The sequence below is a fragment of the Clostridium fessum genome (assembly GCF_027698965.1).
Lineage (GTDB): Bacteria > Bacillota > Clostridia > Lachnospirales > Lachnospiraceae > Otoolea > Otoolea fessa.
Genome location: NZ_JAQEQF010000003.1, coordinates 33189 through 52078 on the forward strand (window position 1 = coordinate 33189; position 18890 = coordinate 52078).

Here is an 18890-nt window from a genome sequence, read left to right on the forward strand (position 1 = left end):
ACAAATTCCTGTAATGAGTTAAAATATAACAGTGTTATATAGCACTGTTATATTTTGAAAAGAAGTTTAGAGGATACGAAAAGAATGTCGACGAAAGCAGAAGATACACAGAAAAACATATTAGATACAGCCAGAAAACATTTTCTGAAAGATGGTTTGACAGGAGCATCTTTAAGAAATATTGTAAAAGATGCAGGACTTACTACTGGCGCATTTTACAAATATTATCCGACGAAAGAGGCACTTTTTGATGCACTGACGGATCCTTATATGGAACATATTTATCAGATTTATGACCAGATCGTTGAGGAGTTTGAAAAGCTTTCTGCCAGTGATCAGACAAGGAATATGTCGGATACATCCAGTGATGGGATGGAGCAGATGGTTGATTATATCTATGATCATTATGATAATTTCAGATTATTGTTGAAATGCGGAGACAGTGGAAAATTTGAATTATTCATACACAATATGGTAGAGCGGGAAATGAAGTCCAGCCTGAATTATATGGAAAAGATGAAAGAGAACGGTGTAAAAATACCGATTGTAGAGGAAAGCCTTATGCATATGATCTATACGGGATTTTTTTCATCAGTATTTCAGATCATTGAGCATGATATAGACAGGGAGACTGCAAAGAAAAATGTACATCAACTGAAAGAATTTAATACAGGTGGCTGGGAACGATTGTGGAATATTGAATTTCCAGTATAACTGATGCAGGAATTCTGAATAGGTTATGTGTGTTGCAGGTTCTGGATTTCTGAATAAAGTTCAGACAGGATAATAATATCAGGTGGTTGATGCCAGTAGACCACCTATTTTATTATATGTTGGTTAGTGCTAACTAACAGAAGGTAAAATAATAAAACGAAACAATAAAACGAACGTAAGGAGTGAAAAGATGTGAAAGAAAAAAAGAAGTCGGCAGTCAGCTGGATCCTGACGTGGGCCGGACAAAAAAGAATTGCCTATGTGTGGAGTGTGTTACTTGCAATAGGAAATGTGATTTTTAAGATTTTGCCGTATTTTATTATTGCAGATGTAGTAAAGCTGTTTTTAAATGGTGAAAAGGAGTTTGAAATATATCTTGCAAAAGCGGTTTTGATTGCATTATCGTTTATCATTGCAGAACTGCTTCATTCACTTTCGACAGCATTGTCACATAAAGCAACGTTTGCAGTACTTGCAAATATAAGAAAATCCTGCTGTGACAAGCTGGCGCGGGTACCTCTTGGCTATGTGAAAGGCACACCTTCCGGTACATTTAAAAATATTATGGTGGAAAGAATCGACAGTATCGAGACAACACTGGCGCATATTGTCCCGGAATTCACGTCCAATCTGCTGGCACCGATTGTGATTTTGATTTATTTCTTCCTGACAGACTGGAGACTGGCACTCTGGTCATTGGTGCCGGTTATAGTGGGATTTCTTTCCTATTTTGGAATGATGCTGGATTATAAACCAAGCTTCGAGAGAACGGTTCAGACAACAAAAGATCTGAATGATGCGGCAGTGGAATATATTGACGGAATCGAAGTGATCAAGGCATTTGGAAAGACAGAAAGTTCTTATGCAAAATTTACAAAGGCGGCTATGGCTTATGCAGATTCCTTTATTTCCTGGATGAAACGGTGCTCGATCTTTCATGGACTGATGATGGTGGTCACACCTTATACGCTTCTTACGGTGTTGCCGTTTGGGGCACATTATGTAGCCAATGGAACACTTGCGATTTCAGATTTTGTCATCTGCATTATTTTATCACTTGGAATCGTTGGACCGTTGATCACAGTGGGTTCCTATACAGATGATCTTGGCAAGATCGGAGTGATTGTTGGTGAAGTGGCAGGAATTCTGGAACAGCCGGAGCTTGAACGTCCAGAGAAAAGTAAAAGTGTTCCAAAAGATAACTCCGTTACTCTTGAAGATGTCAGATTTGGTTATCACGACAAAGAAATCCTGCACGGAGTAACTATGGAGCTGAAAGCAGGAACGGTAAATGCAATCGTAGGACCTTCCGGAAGCGGCAAGTCGACCATCGCAAAGCTGATTGCGTCCCTGTGGGATGTGGATTCCGGAAGCATCAAAATCGGTGGAGTTGATGTCAAAGAACTGGCATTTGCAGATTTTAATCGGAAAATTGCATATGTTGCACAGGACAATTATCTGTTTAATGAAACAGTCCGTGAAAATATCAGACAGGGAAATCCGGATGCTACAGATGAACAGATCATCGAGGTGACAAAGAAAAGTGGATGCTATGAATTTATCATGCAGTTGGAGAATGGATTTGATACGGTTGTAGGAGGTGCAGGAGGACATCTGTCAGGTGGTGAGAGGCAGCGTATCTCCATTGCAAGAGCAATGTTAAAGGATGCTCCGATCGTGATCCTTGATGAGGCAACTGCCTACACAGATCCGGAAAATGAGGCAATTCTGCAGAATTCTATCGCAAAACTGGTAGCAGGGAAGCCCCTGATCGTAATAGCACACAGACTTTCTACTGTTAAGGACAGTGACCAGATCTTTGTTGTAAATGATGGAAATGTAACAGCACATGGCACACATGAGGAACTTCTGGTGTCATGCCCGCTTTATAAGGAAATGTGGAATGCCCATATTTCTGTAAAAGATACGGTGAAGGAGGGAGAATGATATGTTTGGGATTCTGGCAAAATTCTTTCGTTTTTCAGGCAGGGAAAATGGCAATAAATTTAAACTGTCGATAGTGATCGGACTCATAGAGGCTCTTGCCTCAGCAATGAAGATTCCGGCTATTATGTACATACTGATTGGTCTGCTGAGTGGGAAACCGACAGGAAAATATATTGGAGGCTCCGTTGCGATTATGGTTCTTGCAATTGTAGTCGACGTAATCTGCAAGAGATACTCTACAGTGCTTCAGACAGAGGGAGGATATAATGCAAGTGCTTTTATGAGAATCAAGATTGCAGAACATCTGCGATATCTGCCGATGGGGTATTTCAATTCCAATAGTATCGGGGAAATTTCTTCCATTACAACCAATACAATGGAAATACTTGGCGATGTGGCTGCGAGAGTGGTTATGCTGACAATGCAGGGAATTCTGGAAACATCAATGATCATTCTTATGCTGTTTATTTTTGACTGGAGAATTGGACTGATAGCTGCAGCAGGAGTACTTATTTTCTTTGGGGTCAATTCTGTGATGCAGAATGCGGGTAAAAAAGATTCAGAGCAAAAAGTGGTATGCGATATGGAGCTTGTAAACCAGATCATGGAGTATCTGCAGGGAATATCAGAAGTTAAATCATATAACTTGCTTGGGAAACAGGCGAAAAGATTAAATGATGCAAATGAAGCATGTGAAAAGATCAATACAAAGATGGAAATGCTGTTTGTGCCCTATCATTTTCTGCAAAGTGTGATAACCAAAATTACAGGTGCTGTGATCGTGGCTTGCAGTGCATATTTTTATATTAATGGAACTATGAGTGCGGTCTATGCGATCGGTATGACAATTTCAGCATTTATGCTTTATGCCAGTCTGGAATGTGCAGGAAATTATTCATCTCTTTTACATGTGGTAAGCGTATGTGTAGATAAAGCAAATGCAATATTGGAGCTGGATACCATGGATATCGACGGTAAAGAAATACAGCCGGAAAATTACGATATCAGACTTTCTAATGTTTCGTTTTCTTATGACAAACGGAAGATCATTGATGATATATCGCTCTCTATTCCGCAGAAAACGACGACAGCAATCGTTGGACCATCTGGTGGAGGAAAATCAACACTTTGCAATCTGATTGCCAGGTTCTGGGATGTGGATTCCGGGGAAGTGACACTTGGAGGTGTGAATGTAAAAGACTACAGCATGAACAGTCTGATGAGTAATTTCTCATTTGTGTTTCAGTCGGTGTATTTGTTTGCAGACACCATTGAGAATAATATTAAATTCGGACGCCAGGATGCAAGTCATGAGGAAGTGGTGGAAGCGGCGAAGAAAGCATGTTGTCATGATTTCATCAGCAAACTTCCGAATGGATATGACACAGTGATCGGAGAAGGAGGAGCCACACTTTCCGGTGGTGAGAAGCAGCGTATTTCGATAGCCAGAGCGATTATGAAGGATGCGCCAATCGTCATATTGGATGAAGCAACGGCAAATGTTGATCCGGAGAATGAAAAGGAGCTGATGGATGCAGTAGATGCACTTACAAAGGAAAAAACGATTATTATGATTGCCCACAGATTAAAAACAGTCAGACATGCAGACCAGATTGTGGTTGTTGAAAAAGGAAGAATTGCACAGCAGGGAACACATGAGCAATTAATGAAACAGGAAGGTATTTATAAGAGATTTGTGGATGCAAGGCATCAGGCGGTAAGTTGGAAACTGGTGCACTGAGAAATAATCCACAGTCGGTGAATATCCAAATTGAATTGTCTGAAAGAGATTTAATTTAAGTTTCGCTAAGTTTCACTTATATAGGCAGAATGAGGGATATTCAATAATGTAATATGAAAAAAGCACTGAAAACCGTTGGATTATGAGTTTTACAGTGCTTTTCCTTTTGCCAAAGAGGAAAAATGCAGTGAATTTAAGTTTTGCTACGTGTTGTGGATTTTAAGACATCTCACGTAAGGACGTTCTTTTCTGCATTGTCAGATGAAGGACTGGCACACAGTACGATCAAAGGTCTTTATGGCTTATTGAATCCCAGTTTTGAACTGGCAGTGGAAGATGGGATTATCCGCAAGAATCCAGTAACAGGAACACTTGGAGATTATGGGGCTCCGGCAAAGGAGAAAGAAGCATTGACACTGGAACAGCAGGAAAAACTTTTGAAGTTTGTTGAACAGAGTAATGTGTATAAGCCTCATCTTCCAATGATGCAGGTTATGTTTGGGGCTTGCCTGAGAGTGAGTGAAACAATCGGCTTAACCTGGTCAGATGTGGACATGAAGAACCGGGAGATCCATGTAGGTGGACAGCTTGTGTATTATGAAGGTGATGACGGATATTGTTTCCATGATTCAGAAACTAAAACGGATGCAGGAATCAGAAATATTCCTATGACACAGATGGTATATGATGCGTTCCGTAAGCAGAGAGAACTGAACCTGATGTTTGGTTTACAGAGTAATGTTGAGATAGGTGGACGCAGTGGATTCATCTTTAATACAAAGCATGGACGTCCGATTATGCCAGCGGGAGTGAACAGCTTTCTGAAAAATATTGTTAATGCCTATAATAAAAAAGAAAGCAAATTGGCAGAAGAAGAGAAGCGAGAGCCGGAGTTGATGCCTCCTATTTCATCGCATACCCTTCGTCATACGGGATGTACCAGATTGGGTGAGAACAATGTCAATCCCAAAGTTATGCAGTATGTGATGGGCCATTCAGATGCACAGATCACAATGAATGTCTATAATCATATTTCAGATAAGTCTCATGTGGAGAATGAGATGTCTAAAATGAACCTGCCAGAAACCGTACCTGCTGTGGTATAAACCATAAGTTGTTGTCGTAAAATGTGGTAAGAAAATCAGACGAATATATTTTTCCAAGAATTTGTCGTAAAAATGTGGTCAAACCAAGAAAATTGAGTGCGAAAGTAAGTGAAAAATCCCTGTGAAGTAGTGGCATACGCCATGCACAGCTCGGGAAAGACTTCCCTCGCTGTAGGGCTGTCGCCCTATACATTTCCATGAAAGAGCCATCTTTATCAAGCAAGCTTGAAAGATGTCTCTTTCACGTAAATGTGCATGGCTCGTAGCGTTCACAAATTCTTCACAAAAAAAATAGCACTCGACTCTTGACAGTGCTAATAAGAAGTGCTATAACATAGCCAGAACGAAGGAAGAGGAAGAAAAGAAAAGTTCCCAGACCGTCCCGGTTCCGAAAATGTTGGTAAATAAACATAATGAAATGAAGTTAGAAAAGGAGAGATGACTTATGTTAATGCCGAGTATTTTTGGAGAAAATTTGTTTGATGATTTCTTTAATGATTTTCCGTTTTATGATGATAACGCCGGACAGAAGATAGAGAAAAAGCTGTATGGACGCCATGGACAGAACCTGATGAAGACCGATATCAAGGAAATGGAAGATGGCTATGAGCTGGAGATGGATCTGCCGGGATTTAAGAAAGAAGAGATTTCGATTTCCCTGGAAGATGGTAATCTGACGATTCAGGCTGCGAAGGGACTGGATGAGGACGAGAAGGAGAAAAAGTCCGGTCGTTACATCCGCAGAGAGCGTTATGCAGGTTCCTGTGCGAGAAGCTTCTATGTCGGTGATGATATAACAGAGGAAGATATCAAGGCGGAATTTAAGCATGGTATTTTGAAGATTTTTGTTCCGAAGAAAGAAGCAAAACCGGAAGTCGAGCAGAAAAAATATATTGCGATTGAAGGATAATGTAGAAGAAGCAGTCAGCCGGATTGATGGATGCAGTTGTCTGGCTGTAACGTAGAAAAGAGCGCTACGGCACTCATGGAGCGGTTTTACCAGAAATGGAAAGCCGGTTTGTGAGTGTTGCGGCGCTCTTTTTCACTATTTTATATCTGATTAGTAGTTAATACCTGTGATACCGATAGATCCCTCTTTGTCCAGACCAAAGGTAACTGCCGGTTTACCGGATGGATTGCCTACGATGAAACCTGCCTTGGTCAGTTCGGTGGAAGAAACATCGGCTGTCTTGACTGCCTCAATCAGCGCGTCGGTAAATACCTTGTCTGCGTCGAGAGCCATAAATTCAGTTCTGTTATTTACGACAATCCCGTCATCGATGCCGATGTAGGACGGATAGACAAGCAGCTCGGCTAAATCGTTCATATTTTTATTGGCGATGATGCTTTGAAGGGATCTGGCAAAACCACGGTAAAGTTCTGTGATTTCTTTTTCGCTCAGAGTCTCGTCTTCTGCATAATCTGCATCCGTTGTCTGGGCGGTTTCTTTTTCTCCGGCAGTAGTTGTTTCGCTGGCATCGCTGCTTTCTGCTGATGTATCGTTTTCCTGTGTGGATTCAGCGGCAGTTGTTTCAGCCGTGGTTGTTTCAGACGGCTGGCTGGAGCAGGCGGTCATGCTGGCGGCTGCGATGAGAGTGGAAACCATCAAGGTATAAATTGATTTTCTCATAATTTCCTCCATTTGCAATTAATGGACTCCCGGAAGCTTTCTGTGCTTAATGTTGTGAGATGATTTGCAGGAAAGACTCCGAGAGTACCTATCAATAAGGTATGGACAGTAGGTGTCCTCTGCCTGTATGTTTGGCTGATATGATTATCATATCACAAGGCGATGGGAATGTATATGAGGTTTAATGTAATGCGTTTAAATCCGCCTTTTTTAGCCTTTTATTTTTTATAGAAACAATTCCCACCAACCACCTGATAGCTGGAGTAGCTGTCGTAGTTTGCTGATTTGGTCGAGGTAAAATAAAGGTAGTCGCCTATCTGATTCTCCCCGGCGAGCGCTGCCTTTGCCGCCTTGGTGGCAGTAGAGGACGGTCCTCTATCGAGATATTTGTCAAGCAGGCCGGAGGTCGCGCCTGGGAACTGTCCGTCCGCGTAGATGACGCTGGAGATGGATTTGCCCCATTTGCCAGATTTGACGCGGTTGACGATCAGACTTCCGACTGCCAGATAGCTTTCATAGGATCCTCCGTTGGCTTCCATCGTGAGGCAGGCGGAGAGCAGATAAACGTCGCTCTCGGAGGCGGAGACCACGTAGGACGATTTAGCGGCTGGTGCAGCCGTGCTCTTTTTCGAAGAGCTTCCAGAATTTCCAGATTTTCCCGAAGTCTGGGAGGAACCTTTAGCCGCGTTTGCTTCTGCCTGCGATTTTGCGGCTGCAATCTGGGCTTCCTCGGCGGCTCTGGATGCCTGCTCAGCTTCTTCAGCAGCCTGCCGTGCCGCCTCCAGCGCTGCCATCTCAGCCTCAATGCTGATTGCGCGTCCTGGCTTGACGCTGATTGTGACATAATCAGAAGAAACGTAACCGGAGGTGTCAACGGAAAGCTGGATTTTGACCCATCCAGTTTCCTGACTCAGTACAGGATAGTAGTCTTCCGCGGCAGCCAGACCGACGATGGCAGAATCCGTGCTGGCTTCCTCACGTACATGGAGTGTCTGTGTGCTGACGGTAGCGATATAGAGACCGAGCTCTTTGGCGAGCGGCTTGATATCATCGCCAAATACAAGATAATCGTCCTTGAGCCATCCCTCCAGCCCACCGGAGCGGATTTTTGTCCAGCCATTTTTGCGTTTTAAAATGGTACCGCCGCCTCCGCGGAAGCAGGTGCCGAGTACCTTGGCATCTGTATCTGGTTTTTCTCTCAGGTTCAGCGCATCATCCACATTGGCGACCGCGAGATTTTCATACGGATCGACCGGCTTTTCTTCTTTGATTTTGGCTTTCGCCGTACTTTTAGTATCGGTGCCGGTCTGATGACTGTTTTTTAAGGTGCTGGAAGAAGCAATGGAAGGATCAGAGCCTGCTTTGTTCTTCTTATCAGAAGGTTTAGAGAGGCATAGAAATACCAGCAGAGCCGCCCCGGCCACAATAAAAAGGATCAGGAAATAGATCGCCATCATTGTTTTATCCATTTTTTTGCGCCTGGAAGAAGCAGGTTTCAAAGGGGAATCGTTCATATTGTATATCCTTTCTGATATAAAAACATCTTGGAAATATTACAAAGATATTACAAAATTCTTCATTTACTATAGCAAATGGGGAAATCCTTGTCAACAAAGGGGGATTTTACGATTAGAAGAGGAGATGAAACTGAGTAAAAATGATGTTTTTGGAAACACTATTCCATCAGTGACAGCAATCGTTTCGCCGGAATTCACACGAAACAATCAATCAAAAACAATCATAAAAAATCAAAATTGTGCAATATAACCCAAAAAGAGGTAGCATGTTTGTGAATAAGTTTGATTGATTTTGAATGAAAATGATTTTATAATACAGTCAGAATCAATCAAGATAAGAAAGGAATGAAGGCTTATGATTTATACGGTAACCTTTAATCCATCGTTAGATTATATTGTGTCAGTGAGCGATTTTAAGCTCGGACTGACCAACCGGACAGATTCGGAGCTTTTGCTTCCGGGCGGAAAGGGAATCAATGTTTCGATGGTCCTTCAAAACCTTGGAATTGCCAATACGGCGTTTGGCTTTACTGCCGGGTTTGTCGGCGAGGAGGTTCGGAAGGAAGTGGAGCAGCTGGGCGTGAAAGCCGAGTTTATTTCCCTGGATGAGGGAGTCTCCCGCATCAACCTGAAGCTGAAATCCATCGACGGGACTGAGATCAACGGTCGGGGACCGAGGATTCCGCGGGAAGCGGTGGATGCGCTGATGACCCAGCTTGACCGGCTGGGGGCGGATGATACGTTGGTGCTGGCTGGAAGTATTCCAGCGTCGATGCCGGATGATATTTATCAGAAGATTATGGAGCGCCTGGATGGCAGGGACGTCCGGATTGTTGTGGACGCGACCAAGGATCTGCTGCTCAATGTGCTGGGACACCATCCATTTTTAATCAAACCGAACAATCATGAACTGGGAGACATTTTCGGCATGAAGCTCTCGGAGCGGGAGGAAGTTGTTCCGTATGCGAAGAAGCTGCAGGAAAAAGGTGCGGTCAACGTGCTGGTTTCGATGGCAGGCAAGGGCGCGGTTCTTCTGGCGGAGGATGGAAGCGTCTATGCGGCGGAAGCACCGAAGGGAACCTTGAAAAATGGTGTCGGAGCCGGAGATTCGATGGTAGCCGGTTTCCTGGCCGGATACGGGGAGAGCGGAGATTATGAACACGCCTTCCGCATGGGACTGGCAGCTGGAAGCGCGAGCGCCTTTTCGGAGCAGCTGGCGACGAAGGATGAGATAAAGAAAGTGTATGAGACCTGTAAAATCACAAAAATCGGATGAGGTTGTATGCAGACATTTTTGAAGCTGGCAGAATGTACTGCCGGATATGCAATGCATACCTGACATTCGGGCATAAATAGGGAGGCAACAGATATGAAGATTACTGATTTACTGGATCCGAGAAGTATATCGCTGGATGCGGCACCCACCAGCAAATCGGAGACACTGGACAAGGCGGTAGAGCTGATGGCGGCGAGCGGAAAGCTGTCGGATGTCGAGGCATTCCGCAAGCAGGTTTATGCGAGAGAAGAAGAGAGCACGACCGGTATCGGCGAGGGGATTGCAATTCCTCATGGAAAATGTGATGCGGTCAAAAAGCCGGGGCTGGCGGCGATGGTCATCAAAAATGGCGTGGATTTCGACTCCCTGGACGGCGAACCGGTCACTCTGCTGTTTCTGATTGCAGCGCCAAATACAAAAGATAACGTACATCTGGATGTGTTGAGCAAGCTTTCCGTTCTCATGATGGACGAGCATTTCTCAGATTCCCTGCGAAATGCCTCTTCGGTGGAAGACTTTCTTTCCATTATTGATAAGGCAGATGCAGAACAGGCAGGCATCGATGAGAGACTGGCGGCTGATTCCGGCGAAGAAGCGGCAGATACAAATGGAGAGAATGCCGCACAAGCAGGTGGTCAGGAGATTCAGGCGCAAAAAGCGGGTGCAGAGACGGAACAGACAGCCGGACCGAAGATCTTAGCGGTTACTTCCTGTCCGACCGGTATCGCGCACACCTACATGGCTGCCGAAGGCCTGGAAAAAGCGGCACGCGCGAAGGGATGGAAGATCAAAGTTGAGACGCGCGGTTCAGCCGGAGCAAAAAATGTGCTGACGGCACAGGAGATCGAGGCGGCGGACTGCATCATCGTGGCAGCGGACGCACAGGTGCCGATGGATCGGTTTGACGGAAAACGAGTGATCGAATGTCAGGTTTCGGACGGTATCAGCAAGGCACCGGAGCTTTTGGAGCGCGCGGCGTCCGGGGAGGTACCGGTTTACCACGCAGCATCATCTGGAAACAGCAGCCCGGCAAAGGCAGCCTCTGGCGGCAAATCGGGCAGTGTCGGACACCAGATTTACACACAGCTGATGAATGGTGTCTCCCACATGCTCCCATTTGTAGTCGGCGGCGGCATCCTGATTGCGATTGCGTTTCTGATTGATGGTTTCAGTGTGGATATGAATGCACTTCCGCTCGACCAGCGTGTAAACTTTGGTACGATTACCCCGCTGGCGGCATGGTTTAAAAATGTCGGCGGTGTGGCATTTGGCTTTATGCTCCCGATTCTGGCTGGTTTCATCGCGATGGCGATCGGAGACCGCCCGGCGCTGGCAGTCGGTTTTGTCGGCGGCATGATTGCTTCTCAGGGAAAATCAGGTTTCCTTGGCGCCCTGGCGGCAGGTTTTATTGCCGGATATCTGATTCTGGCGCTTCGGAAAGCGTGCGAGAATCTTCCAGAGGCACTGGAAAAGATTGCTCCGGTCCTGATTTACCCGGTTGTGGGCGTCCTGCTCATCGGACTGGTTATGAGCTTCGTCGTAGAGCCGGTCATGGGCGCGATCAATATGGCGTTAAACAATGGTCTGAGCAGCATGGGTGGTTCGAGTAAGTTGATTCTTGGTTTTGTGCTGGCGGCGATGATGGCGATCGACATGGGCGGTCCATTCAACAAGGCGGCATATGTATTTGGTACGGCGGCAATCGCCTCCGGCAACTACGATGTGATGGCAGCTGTTATGATTGGCGGTATGACACCGCCGTGTGCGATTGCGCTGGCAACCATGCTGTTTAAGAAGAAATTTACAAAGGAAGAGCGCGAGGCAGGACCGACCAACTTCATCATGGGTCTGGCATTCATCACGGAGGGCGCGATTCCATTTGCAGCGTCCGATCCGGTACACGTGCTTCCAGCCTGCATCGTCGGTTCGGGTGTTGCGGGAGCGATGAGCATGTTATTTAACTGTACGCTGATGGCGCCGCATGGCGGAATCTTCGTATTCCCAGTCATGGGAAATCCGCTGTTCTATCTGCTGGCACTGGTGGTTGGCATGGCGATCTCGACGGTACTCTTAGGAGTTCTCAAGAAGAATGTAGAAGAATAGATAAATAATTTTTTTTGACGGAATGTGAATCTTTATTAGAAATTTTTTGGTCAAATCAATCAAAATAGGTTATAATGAGAAGGAGAACATCATCATGAAAGAGTTTAAATATACCATTACAGACCCGGAAGGAATCCATGCACGCCCGGCAGGTGAACTGGTAAAGGCGGCAAAACAGTTTACGAGTACGATCAAGCTGGCGAAAGATGGAAAGAGCGGCGACTGCAAAAAGATTTTCGGTATCATGGGACTGGCGGTAAAGAACGGACAGGAAGTAACCCTGACCTTTGAGGGCGAGGACGAAGAAGCAGCTTATGAGGCAGTCAGCCAGTTTATGAAGGAAAATATGTAGTTTAATAAAGATGCCGCGATGTAAGGGATTATTACATGGCGGCATTTTTCGATAATGGATCAATGGAAAGGGGAATGATCATGCAGACGTATCGCGGAAAAAGTGTATTTGGCGGTGTCGCAGTTGGAAAAATATGTGTGTATCAGAAAGGCGAGCAGACCGTAAAACGGACAAAAATAGAGAATGCAGAGCAGGAAAAAGCGCGGTTTAATGCGGCAGTTCAGGAGTCCATCCGCCAGCTCGGCGAGTTATATGAAAAGGCGGTAAAAGAAGTTGGCGAGGCGAATGCGGCGATTTTTGAGATTCACCAGATCATGCTGGAGGACGAGGACTATCTGGACGCGGTTCAGAATATCATCGATACGCAGAAGGTCAATGCCGAGTATGCGGTTGCGGTGACCGGTGACAATTTCGCCCAGATGTTTGCGGCGATGGAGGACGAATATATGCGTGGGCGCGCGGCGGATGTCAAAGATATTTCGGAGCGGATTGTGCGCGTTCTGTCCGGAGGCGCAGGTCAGGGCATCCATACGGACGAGCCGGTGATTATTCTGGCAGATGATTTAGCGCCATCGGAGACGGTACAGCTTGAAAAGGACAAGGTGCTATCCTTTGTGACGGTACACGGTTCCGTCAATTCCCACACGGCGATCCTGGCGCGTACGATGAGCATTCCGGCGCTGATCGGAACGGACGTGGCGCTCGATGAGACGGTAGATGGGAAATTTGCGGTTGTGGATGGTACTAACGGAGTCCTGTATGTGGAACCGGATGAGGAGACATTGGAAACAATGCGCCGCCGGCAGAGGGAGGAACAGGAGAAGAAAGAACTGCTGCAAACACTGAAAGGGCGCGAAACAGTCACTCTGGATGGCAAGAAGATCCGCCTGTATGCGAACATTGGCAACAGCAAGGATCTGGCGTCGGTCATTCATAACGATGCGGCGGGCATCGGACTGTTCCGCAGCGAATTTTTGTATCTGGAAAAAGAAACATTTCCGACGGAGGAGGAGCAGTTCCAGGTATATAAACAGGTAGCGGAAACGATGGCGGGCAAACCGGTCATTATCCGCACGCTGGACATCGGCGCGGACAAGCAGTGCGATTATTTTGAACTGAAAAAAGAGGAAAATCCGGCGATGGGCTGCCGGGCGATCCGTATCTGCCTGACAAGACCGGAGATTTTCAAGACACAGCTTCGCGCGTTGTTTCGGGCAAGTGCCTATGGCAATCTCCAGATCATGTATCCGATGATCACAAGTGTCTGGGAGGTCGAGGCGATCGCGAAGATTGTCGAGGAGGTCAAGACGGAGCTGACCGCACAGAATCTCCAGTTTGGCGACCCGAAGCAGGGCATTATGATTGAAACCCCGGCGGCAGTCATGGTAAGCCGGGAACTGGCGAAAAAAGTGGACTTTTTCAGCATCGGAACGAACGACCTGACCCAGTATACGCTGGCAGTTGACCGTCAGAACCCGGAGCTGGATGCATTTTACGATCCGCACCATCCGGCGGTGCTGGCGATGATCCGCATGGTTGTCGAAAATGCACACGCCGAGGGCATCTGGGCAGGTATCTGCGGCGAATTGGGCGCGGATCTGAGTTTGACAAAAGAATTCCTGAAAATGGGTGTGGATGAGCTTTCCGTATCGCCGGGGCGTGTGCTGCCGATTCGGAAGGTCATTGTCGAAAGCAGCTGCAGTTGATAAGAATATTAAGACAGAGAGAAGTGAAAAATTGAGCTAAAAAAAGTTCAACCACAGCAGAAGATGAAAGGAAAAGAGTCATGCTGACAGAAAAAAGATACGAACTGATTTTGGAACTTCTGGATAAAAAGAGGAGTGTGACAGTTCCTGAGATTAAAGATGTGCTGGGAGTTTCGGAATCGACGATCCGGCGGGATCTGAATGCGCTTGACAAGGCGGGGCGCCTGACCAAGGTGTTTGGCGGCGCGGTGTCCTCAGACGGGACATTTACGGGAACCGAACCGTCAGTGGCACAGAAGATGGAATTGCAGCAGGAGGAGAAAAGGAGAATCGCCCAGTTTGCGGCGGGACTTATCCAGCCGGATGATTTTGTCTATCTGGACGCGGGCACGACGACCGGGTATATCTTAGACTATCTTCCGGCGCGCAGCGCCACGTTTGTGACGAATGCGGTATCACATGCCAAACGGCTGGCAGCCGCCGGAAACCGCGTAATTCTGATTGGTGGTGAGTTAAAGGGCACGACGGAGGCGGTCATCGGAAGCCAGGCGATCCTGACGATCCAGGGCTATCATTTTACAAAGGGATTTTTTGGAACCAACGGCGTCAGCAAGCGCCACGGTTTCACGACGCCGGATCCGAATGAGGCATTAGTCAAGCAAGAGGCGATGCGCCAGACAGAGCGCTGCTATGTGCTGGCGGACAGCCAGAAATTCGGCATGGTAAGTTCGGTGACGTTCGGGGTGTTTGAAGAAGCGACGATCCTCACGGAGACAGAGCCGCCGGAAGGATTTAGCGGCAGCAAGAATATCCGGGTGGCAAAGTAGAATAGTGAGCAGTAACAATCGTGTTTTTCTAATGAAATCCTAACATATATACGATTTGACAAACTATTAGAATATTGCTATATTATGATGATACCAGGGTCAAAAGGTCAGAAGTTCGACGCAAGCTTGCTTGCAGGAAAATTTTTGACCTTGGGACCCGCCAAAAACATGAGTAAGTAGCCCTTTTTCAAAGAAAAATGAGCGAATTACGAATGGTTTTGAAGATTGCGGGAGCATATAGTGCGGAGCAATCTGGTATCGCAAATCAATAGGGTGGCAAACGGGCAGGATTATGTATGACGATCGAGAGGAACGATGGATCCGAACCGATCGCAGTCAGCATGGATCCTGAATCGTTATGCTGCCCTTGTTAGTGTTTACAGTTATGTAAAAGGAGAACTTTCTAAAAGGAGAATTTACCATGCAGCAATTTCACGGCAGTGACGAATACATCGCTTCGGATGAACTGATCCGCAGCGTTAACATTGCGGCGGCGCTCAAAAAGCCGCTCTTAATCAAGGGAGAACCGGGCACTGGAAAGACGATGCTCGCGGAGGCGATTGCCAGATCCCTCGATATGGAACTTTTGATCTGGAATATTAAATCGACGACTCGCGCACAAGACGGTCTTTACGTGTACGATACGGTACAGCGTCTTTACGACAGCCAGTTTGGTGCGGATGGCGTTGATGATATTGCCAGATATATCCGCCTCGGAAAGATGGGAGAGGCATTTGAGAAGGAAAAGCAGACGGTTCTTTTGATCGATGAGATCGATAAAGCGGATTTGGAATTCCCGAACGACCTGCTCTGGGAACTTGACAAGATGGAATTTTACATTCCGGAGACGGGAAAGACTGTCAAAGCGAAGCACCGTCCGATTGTGATTATTACCTCCAATGCGGAGAAGGAGCTGCCGGATGCGTTCCTGCGCCGCTGTATCTTCCATTATATTGCATTCCCGGAGCAGCCGATGATGGAGAAGATCATCAAGGCACATTACCCGGATCTCGACCAGAAGCTGATCGACGGCGTGCTGGACGCCTTCTACCGGGTGCGCGATCTGCGCGGCCTGCAGAAGAAGCCGAGTACCTCCGAGGTGTTGGACTGGATTCAGGCGCTTGTGATCGGCGGCGTGCCGGTGGAGAAGCTGGAAAAGGAGATCCCGTTTGCGGGGGTACTCTTAAAAAAGACAGAGGATTTAAAGCTGGTGGAGAATAACCGATATGTTTACTGATTTTCTGTATCTACTCCGTTCTTACGGGATGAAGACGAGCCTCAATGAGTGGAACAGCCTGATGGATGCGCTGGAAATGAACCTGAACGACGCGAGCCTGACGGAGTTTTACTATATGGCGAGGGCGGTTCTGGTCAAAAAAGAGTCCGAATATGACAAATTTGACCAGGCATTTCTGGCATATTTTAAAAATGTGCAGACGTTTGAGGAACTTCCGAAGGAGGTCTTAGACTGGCTTGCCAAGGCGCACGCGCAGACGCCGTATGATAAGGATGAGGTCGATGCGCGGTTTGCGGGACTTGATCTGGACGATATCCGTAAAATGATGGCGGAACGACTGAAAGAGCAGCATGAGCAGCACCACGGCGGCAATAAGTGGATTGGAACCGGCGGTACGTCGGCATTTGGACATTCCGGTTACAGCCCGAAGGGCATCCGCGTGGGCGGACCGGGCAAAAACCGGAGCGCGCTGCAGGTGGCGGAACAGCGGAATTACCGCGATTTCCGCGACGATGCGGTCATCCAGATCCGGCAGTTCCAGGTGGCGCTCAAAAAGCTGCGTCTTTTATCCTGCCGTGAGGATGGACCGAAAACGGAACTCAATGTGGAGAAAACGATCGAGAAGACCTGTGACGAAGGCGGACGTCTGGAGCTCGTCATGGAGCGCCCGAGAAAGAACCAGACGAAGCTCCTGCTTCTGATGGATAGCGGCGGGTCGATGTGGGCATATGCGGATCTGTGCAACCGGCTGTTCCAGGCGGTCAATCAGTCGTCCCATTTTAAGGATTTGAAGATTTATTATTTCCACAACTGTTTCTACGATCAGCTGTTTACGACGCCGTCCTGCTCCTGGCGGGATAAGATCTCGACCGAGTGGGTCTTTCACAACCTGAAACCGGAATACAAGGTAATTCTGGTCGGGGATGCGTCGATGGCGCCGTCGGAACTTCTGTACCGCGGCGGCAGTCTCGACTATTTCCACAGCAACGAACGGACGGGCATTTACTGGCTGCAGGAGATGCACCGGCGTTTTCCGTCGGCGATCTGGCTGAACCCGATGCGGGAAAATAACTGGGCATATGCCTACGGTGCGTACACGATCAGCCTGATCCGAGATGAGATCCCGATGTTTCCGCTGACGGCGGCAGGGCTTGAGGCTGGGATTAAGGAATTGAAGAAATAAATTATGGAAGAAAGGGCGTTTCCCGATATTGACAACTAAGTAAACTTGTGCTATTATTCATCATAAACTCTTTGCACTGCATATCAAACTACAGTACAAACTGAGCAGACCGTGAATATCATGGGGTCGGGTCGCAGAAGCGACAGTGGAAGTTAGTTTCATCCACGGGACAGTAGTTACTCATACTGGTTCGTGGGTGTTTTTTTATACTTTTTTACGGGTTAAACCGCAGCACCCACCTATCGTTAGTGCCATGAGATATTTTTTGGAGGTAACGAATATGAAACAGAACGATTTTCAGAAGGTGGCAAATCAGGTGTCTTTTGTAACGATAGTAGTGAACATCCTTTTGTCGTTTATGAAGCTGTTAGCGGGTGTGTTCGCACATTCGAATGCGATGATCAGTGACAGTATCCATTCGGCGTCCGATGTGTTCAGCACGATGATCGTGGTGATTGGAATTAAGCTGTCGTCCAAACAGCCGGACAAGGAGCACCCGTATGGACATGAGCGGATGGAGTGTGTGGCTGCGATTGTCCTCTCGATGGTTCTCTTTATGACAGGTCTGGGGATTGGCGTGGAGGCGCTTACGGACGTGCTCAAGGGAGAATACAGTCACCTGCAGGTTCCGGGAATGCTGGCGCTGGCAGCGGCTGTTATATCCATTGTCAGTAAAGAAGCGATGTACTGGTACACCCGATATTATGCGAAAAAGATTGATTCCAGCGCACTGATGGCAGATGCATGGCATCACCGTTCCGATGCGTTTTCCTCGATCGGTGCGCTGGTCGGAATCGTGGGCGCGAGAATGGGATTTCCGGTCATGGATCCGATCGCGAGCCTGGTTATTTTCGTCTTTATCGTGAAAGCGGCGTATGAGATTTTTAAAGATGCGATGGATAAAATGGTCGATCATTCCTGTGATGAGAAGACTGAAGAACAGCTGCGCGCCTGCGTTCTTCAGAATCCAGATGTGGCGCGGATTGACCTGCTTCAGACGCGGATCTTTGGCAATAAAATTTATGCGGACATTGAGATTGAGGTAGATGGTTCCATGCCGCTGCGGGAGGCGCACAAGATTGCCGAGGTGGTGCATAACAGCATTGAAAAGACATTTCCGAAGGTAAAACACATTATGGTGCATGTCAATCCGGAAATTGACCGGAAATAGAAAGAAGGACTGCCGCAGACTGGCATATTTCCTTTTAAGCAGACCAAGATAACAATAAAAATCTTGTTTACTTAGAAGAGGGCATGCCATATGCGGCGGTCCTTTTGGCGCTTTTGGGAACATGAAAATTTTAAACATTTTTAAGGACGTTCTGAAAGTTATACTTCCCATTTGCAATGAATACCATCATACTGCAAAATGGAAAAACTGCAATCATGAATATGGAAAAAATGAAAGAAAAAGGAAAGAAAAAAGGAACCGTTAAGAAATTCTTACGAATCGGATCTTTTGACGATCTTTTTTAGAATCGGTCTGGACTTTTTTTCCGACTCTGCTATAATAAGGATTCAGAATCCATATATACAGGCCGCAGCCATATG

15 protein-coding genes and 1 riboswitch are annotated in these 18890 nt (G+C 46.8%); of the genes, 13 read left to right on the top strand and 2 right to left on the bottom strand.

The window, feature by feature from the left end; translation table 11 throughout:
- Nucleotides 1-84 precede the first annotated feature (84 nt).
- The 5 genes from PG862_RS04760 (at nucleotide 85) to PG862_RS04780 (ending at nucleotide 6418) form a co-directional block, all read left to right on the top strand.
- Nucleotides 85-714: a TetR/AcrR family transcriptional regulator gene (locus tag PG862_RS04760; protein WP_021739680.1), complete on the top strand. Its 630-nt coding sequence runs from the start codon at nucleotides 85-87 to the stop codon at nucleotides 712-714.
- Between the two features lie 192 nt (nucleotides 715-906).
- On the top strand, nucleotides 907-2661 hold the full coding sequence (locus PG862_RS04765; protein WP_270231573.1) for an ABC transporter ATP-binding protein: 1755 nt from the start codon (nucleotides 907-909) through the stop codon (nucleotides 2659-2661).
- A 1-nt stretch (nucleotide 2662) separates the two neighbouring features.
- Nucleotides 2663-4402, top strand: coding sequence for an ABC transporter ATP-binding protein (locus tag PG862_RS04770; RefSeq protein WP_270706702.1), 1740 nt, complete (start codon nucleotides 2663-2665; stop codon nucleotides 4400-4402).
- Nucleotides 4403-4656: 254 nt separating this feature from the next.
- Complete coding sequence (locus tag PG862_RS04775) at nucleotides 4657-5508, top strand: tyrosine-type recombinase/integrase (protein ID WP_270706703.1); 852 nt, start codon at nucleotides 4657-4659, stop codon at nucleotides 5506-5508.
- A 445-nt stretch (nucleotides 5509-5953) separates the two neighbouring features.
- Complete coding sequence (locus tag PG862_RS04780) at nucleotides 5954-6418, top strand: Hsp20/alpha crystallin family protein (RefSeq protein ID WP_022359203.1); 465 nt, start codon at nucleotides 5954-5956, stop codon at nucleotides 6416-6418.
- 150 nt (nucleotides 6419-6568) lie between these two features.
- On the opposite strand, the gene PG862_RS04785 is transcribed toward PG862_RS04780, so the two are convergent.
- Both PG862_RS04785 and PG862_RS04790 read right to left on the bottom strand, forming a co-directional pair.
- A complete protein-coding gene (locus PG862_RS04785) occupies nucleotides 6569-7138 on the bottom strand; it encodes a hypothetical protein (RefSeq protein ID WP_117796343.1) in 570 nt (189 codons plus the stop codon).
- A gap of 218 nt (nucleotides 7139-7356) precedes the next feature.
- Nucleotides 7357-8607 (bottom strand): cell wall hydrolase, encoded by a 1251-nt coding sequence (locus PG862_RS04790; RefSeq protein ID WP_242995773.1) that lies wholly within the window; start codon nucleotides 8605-8607, stop codon nucleotides 7357-7359.
- A gap of 403 nt (nucleotides 8608-9010) precedes the next feature.
- Here PG862_RS04790 and pfkB point away from each other — a divergent pair, with 403 nt between their 5' ends.
- From pfkB to PG862_RS04830, 8 genes are all read left to right on the top strand, one after another.
- On the top strand, nucleotides 9011-9931 hold the full coding sequence (pfkB, locus tag PG862_RS04795; protein WP_117796344.1) for a 1-phosphofructokinase: 921 nt from the start codon (nucleotides 9011-9013) through the stop codon (nucleotides 9929-9931).
- 93 nt (nucleotides 9932-10024) lie between these two features.
- Entirely contained in the window at nucleotides 10025-12034 is a 2010-nt protein-coding gene (locus tag PG862_RS04800) for a PTS fructose transporter subunit IIABC (RefSeq protein ID WP_118570064.1), read from the top strand.
- Between the two features lie 94 nt (nucleotides 12035-12128).
- A complete protein-coding gene (locus PG862_RS04805) occupies nucleotides 12129-12386 on the top strand; it encodes an HPr family phosphocarrier protein (protein WP_022359198.1) in 258 nt (85 codons plus the stop codon).
- A gap of 80 nt (nucleotides 12387-12466) precedes the next feature.
- Nucleotides 12467-14092, top strand: a complete 1626-nt coding sequence (gene ptsP / locus PG862_RS04810) for a phosphoenolpyruvate--protein phosphotransferase (protein ID WP_118651348.1) — start codon at nucleotides 12467-12469, stop codon at nucleotides 14090-14092.
- An 80-nt stretch (nucleotides 14093-14172) separates the two neighbouring features.
- Complete coding sequence (locus PG862_RS04815; protein WP_118523681.1) at nucleotides 14173-14919, top strand: DeoR/GlpR family DNA-binding transcription regulator; 747 nt, start codon at nucleotides 14173-14175, stop codon at nucleotides 14917-14919.
- Between the two features lie 421 nt (nucleotides 14920-15340).
- The gene (locus PG862_RS04820) at nucleotides 15341-16156 is read left to right on the top strand and encodes an AAA family ATPase (RefSeq protein WP_022359195.1); all 816 of its coding nucleotides are present in this window, start codon (nucleotides 15341-15343) and stop codon (nucleotides 16154-16156) included.
- Nucleotides 16146-17339: a vWA domain-containing protein gene (locus PG862_RS04825; protein ID WP_117796347.1), complete on the top strand. Its 1194-nt coding sequence runs from the start codon at nucleotides 16146-16148 to the stop codon at nucleotides 17337-17339. The genes PG862_RS04820 and PG862_RS04825 overlap by 11 nt, the downstream gene beginning before the upstream one ends.
- A 90-nt stretch (nucleotides 17340-17429) precedes the next feature.
- Nucleotides 17430-17514, top strand: a riboswitch (NiCo riboswitch).
- A gap of 105 nt (nucleotides 17515-17619) precedes the next feature.
- Nucleotides 17620-18510 carry a cation diffusion facilitator family transporter gene (locus PG862_RS04830; RefSeq protein ID WP_270706705.1) on the top strand — a complete coding sequence of 297 codons (891 nt, stop codon included), beginning with the start codon at nucleotides 17620-17622 and terminating at the stop codon, nucleotides 18508-18510.
- The last annotated feature ends 380 nt before the right edge of the window (nucleotides 18511-18890 follow it).

Excerpts from the sequence above, each read along its gene's own strand:
- PG862_RS04790 (WP_242995773.1), bottom strand. The coding sequence starts at position 8,607 with ATGGATAAAACAATGATGGCGATCTATTTCCTGATCCTTTTTATTGTG.
- PG862_RS04800 (WP_118570064.1), top strand. The coding sequence starts at position 10,025 with ATGAAGATTACTGATTTACTGGATCCGAGAAGTATATCGCTGGATGCG.
- PG862_RS04785 (WP_117796343.1), bottom strand. The coding sequence starts at position 7,138 with ATGAGAAAATCAATTTATACCTTGATGGTTTCCACTCTCATCGCAGCC.
- pfkB (WP_117796344.1), top strand. The coding sequence starts at position 9,011 with ATGATTTATACGGTAACCTTTAATCCATCGTTAGATTATATTGTGTCA.
- PG862_RS04830 (WP_270706705.1), top strand. The coding sequence starts at position 17,620 with ATGAAACAGAACGATTTTCAGAAGGTGGCAAATCAGGTGTCTTTTGTA.
- PG862_RS04825 (WP_117796347.1), top strand. The coding sequence starts at position 16,146 with ATGTTTACTGATTTTCTGTATCTACTCCGTTCTTACGGGATGAAGACG.
- PG862_RS04820 (WP_022359195.1), top strand. The coding sequence starts at position 15,341 with ATGCAGCAATTTCACGGCAGTGACGAATACATCGCTTCGGATGAACTG.
- PG862_RS04815 (WP_118523681.1), top strand. The coding sequence starts at position 14,173 with ATGCTGACAGAAAAAAGATACGAACTGATTTTGGAACTTCTGGATAAA.
- PG862_RS04770 (WP_270706702.1), top strand. The coding sequence starts at position 2,663 with ATGTTTGGGATTCTGGCAAAATTCTTTCGTTTTTCAGGCAGGGAAAAT.
- ptsP (WP_118651348.1), top strand. The coding sequence starts at position 12,467 with ATGCAGACGTATCGCGGAAAAAGTGTATTTGGCGGTGTCGCAGTTGGA.
- PG862_RS04780 (WP_022359203.1), top strand. The coding sequence starts at position 5,954 with ATGTTAATGCCGAGTATTTTTGGAGAAAATTTGTTTGATGATTTCTTT.
- PG862_RS04760 (WP_021739680.1), top strand. The coding sequence starts at position 85 with ATGTCGACGAAAGCAGAAGATACACAGAAAAACATATTAGATACAGCC.
- PG862_RS04805 (WP_022359198.1), top strand. The coding sequence starts at position 12,129 with ATGAAAGAGTTTAAATATACCATTACAGACCCGGAAGGAATCCATGCA.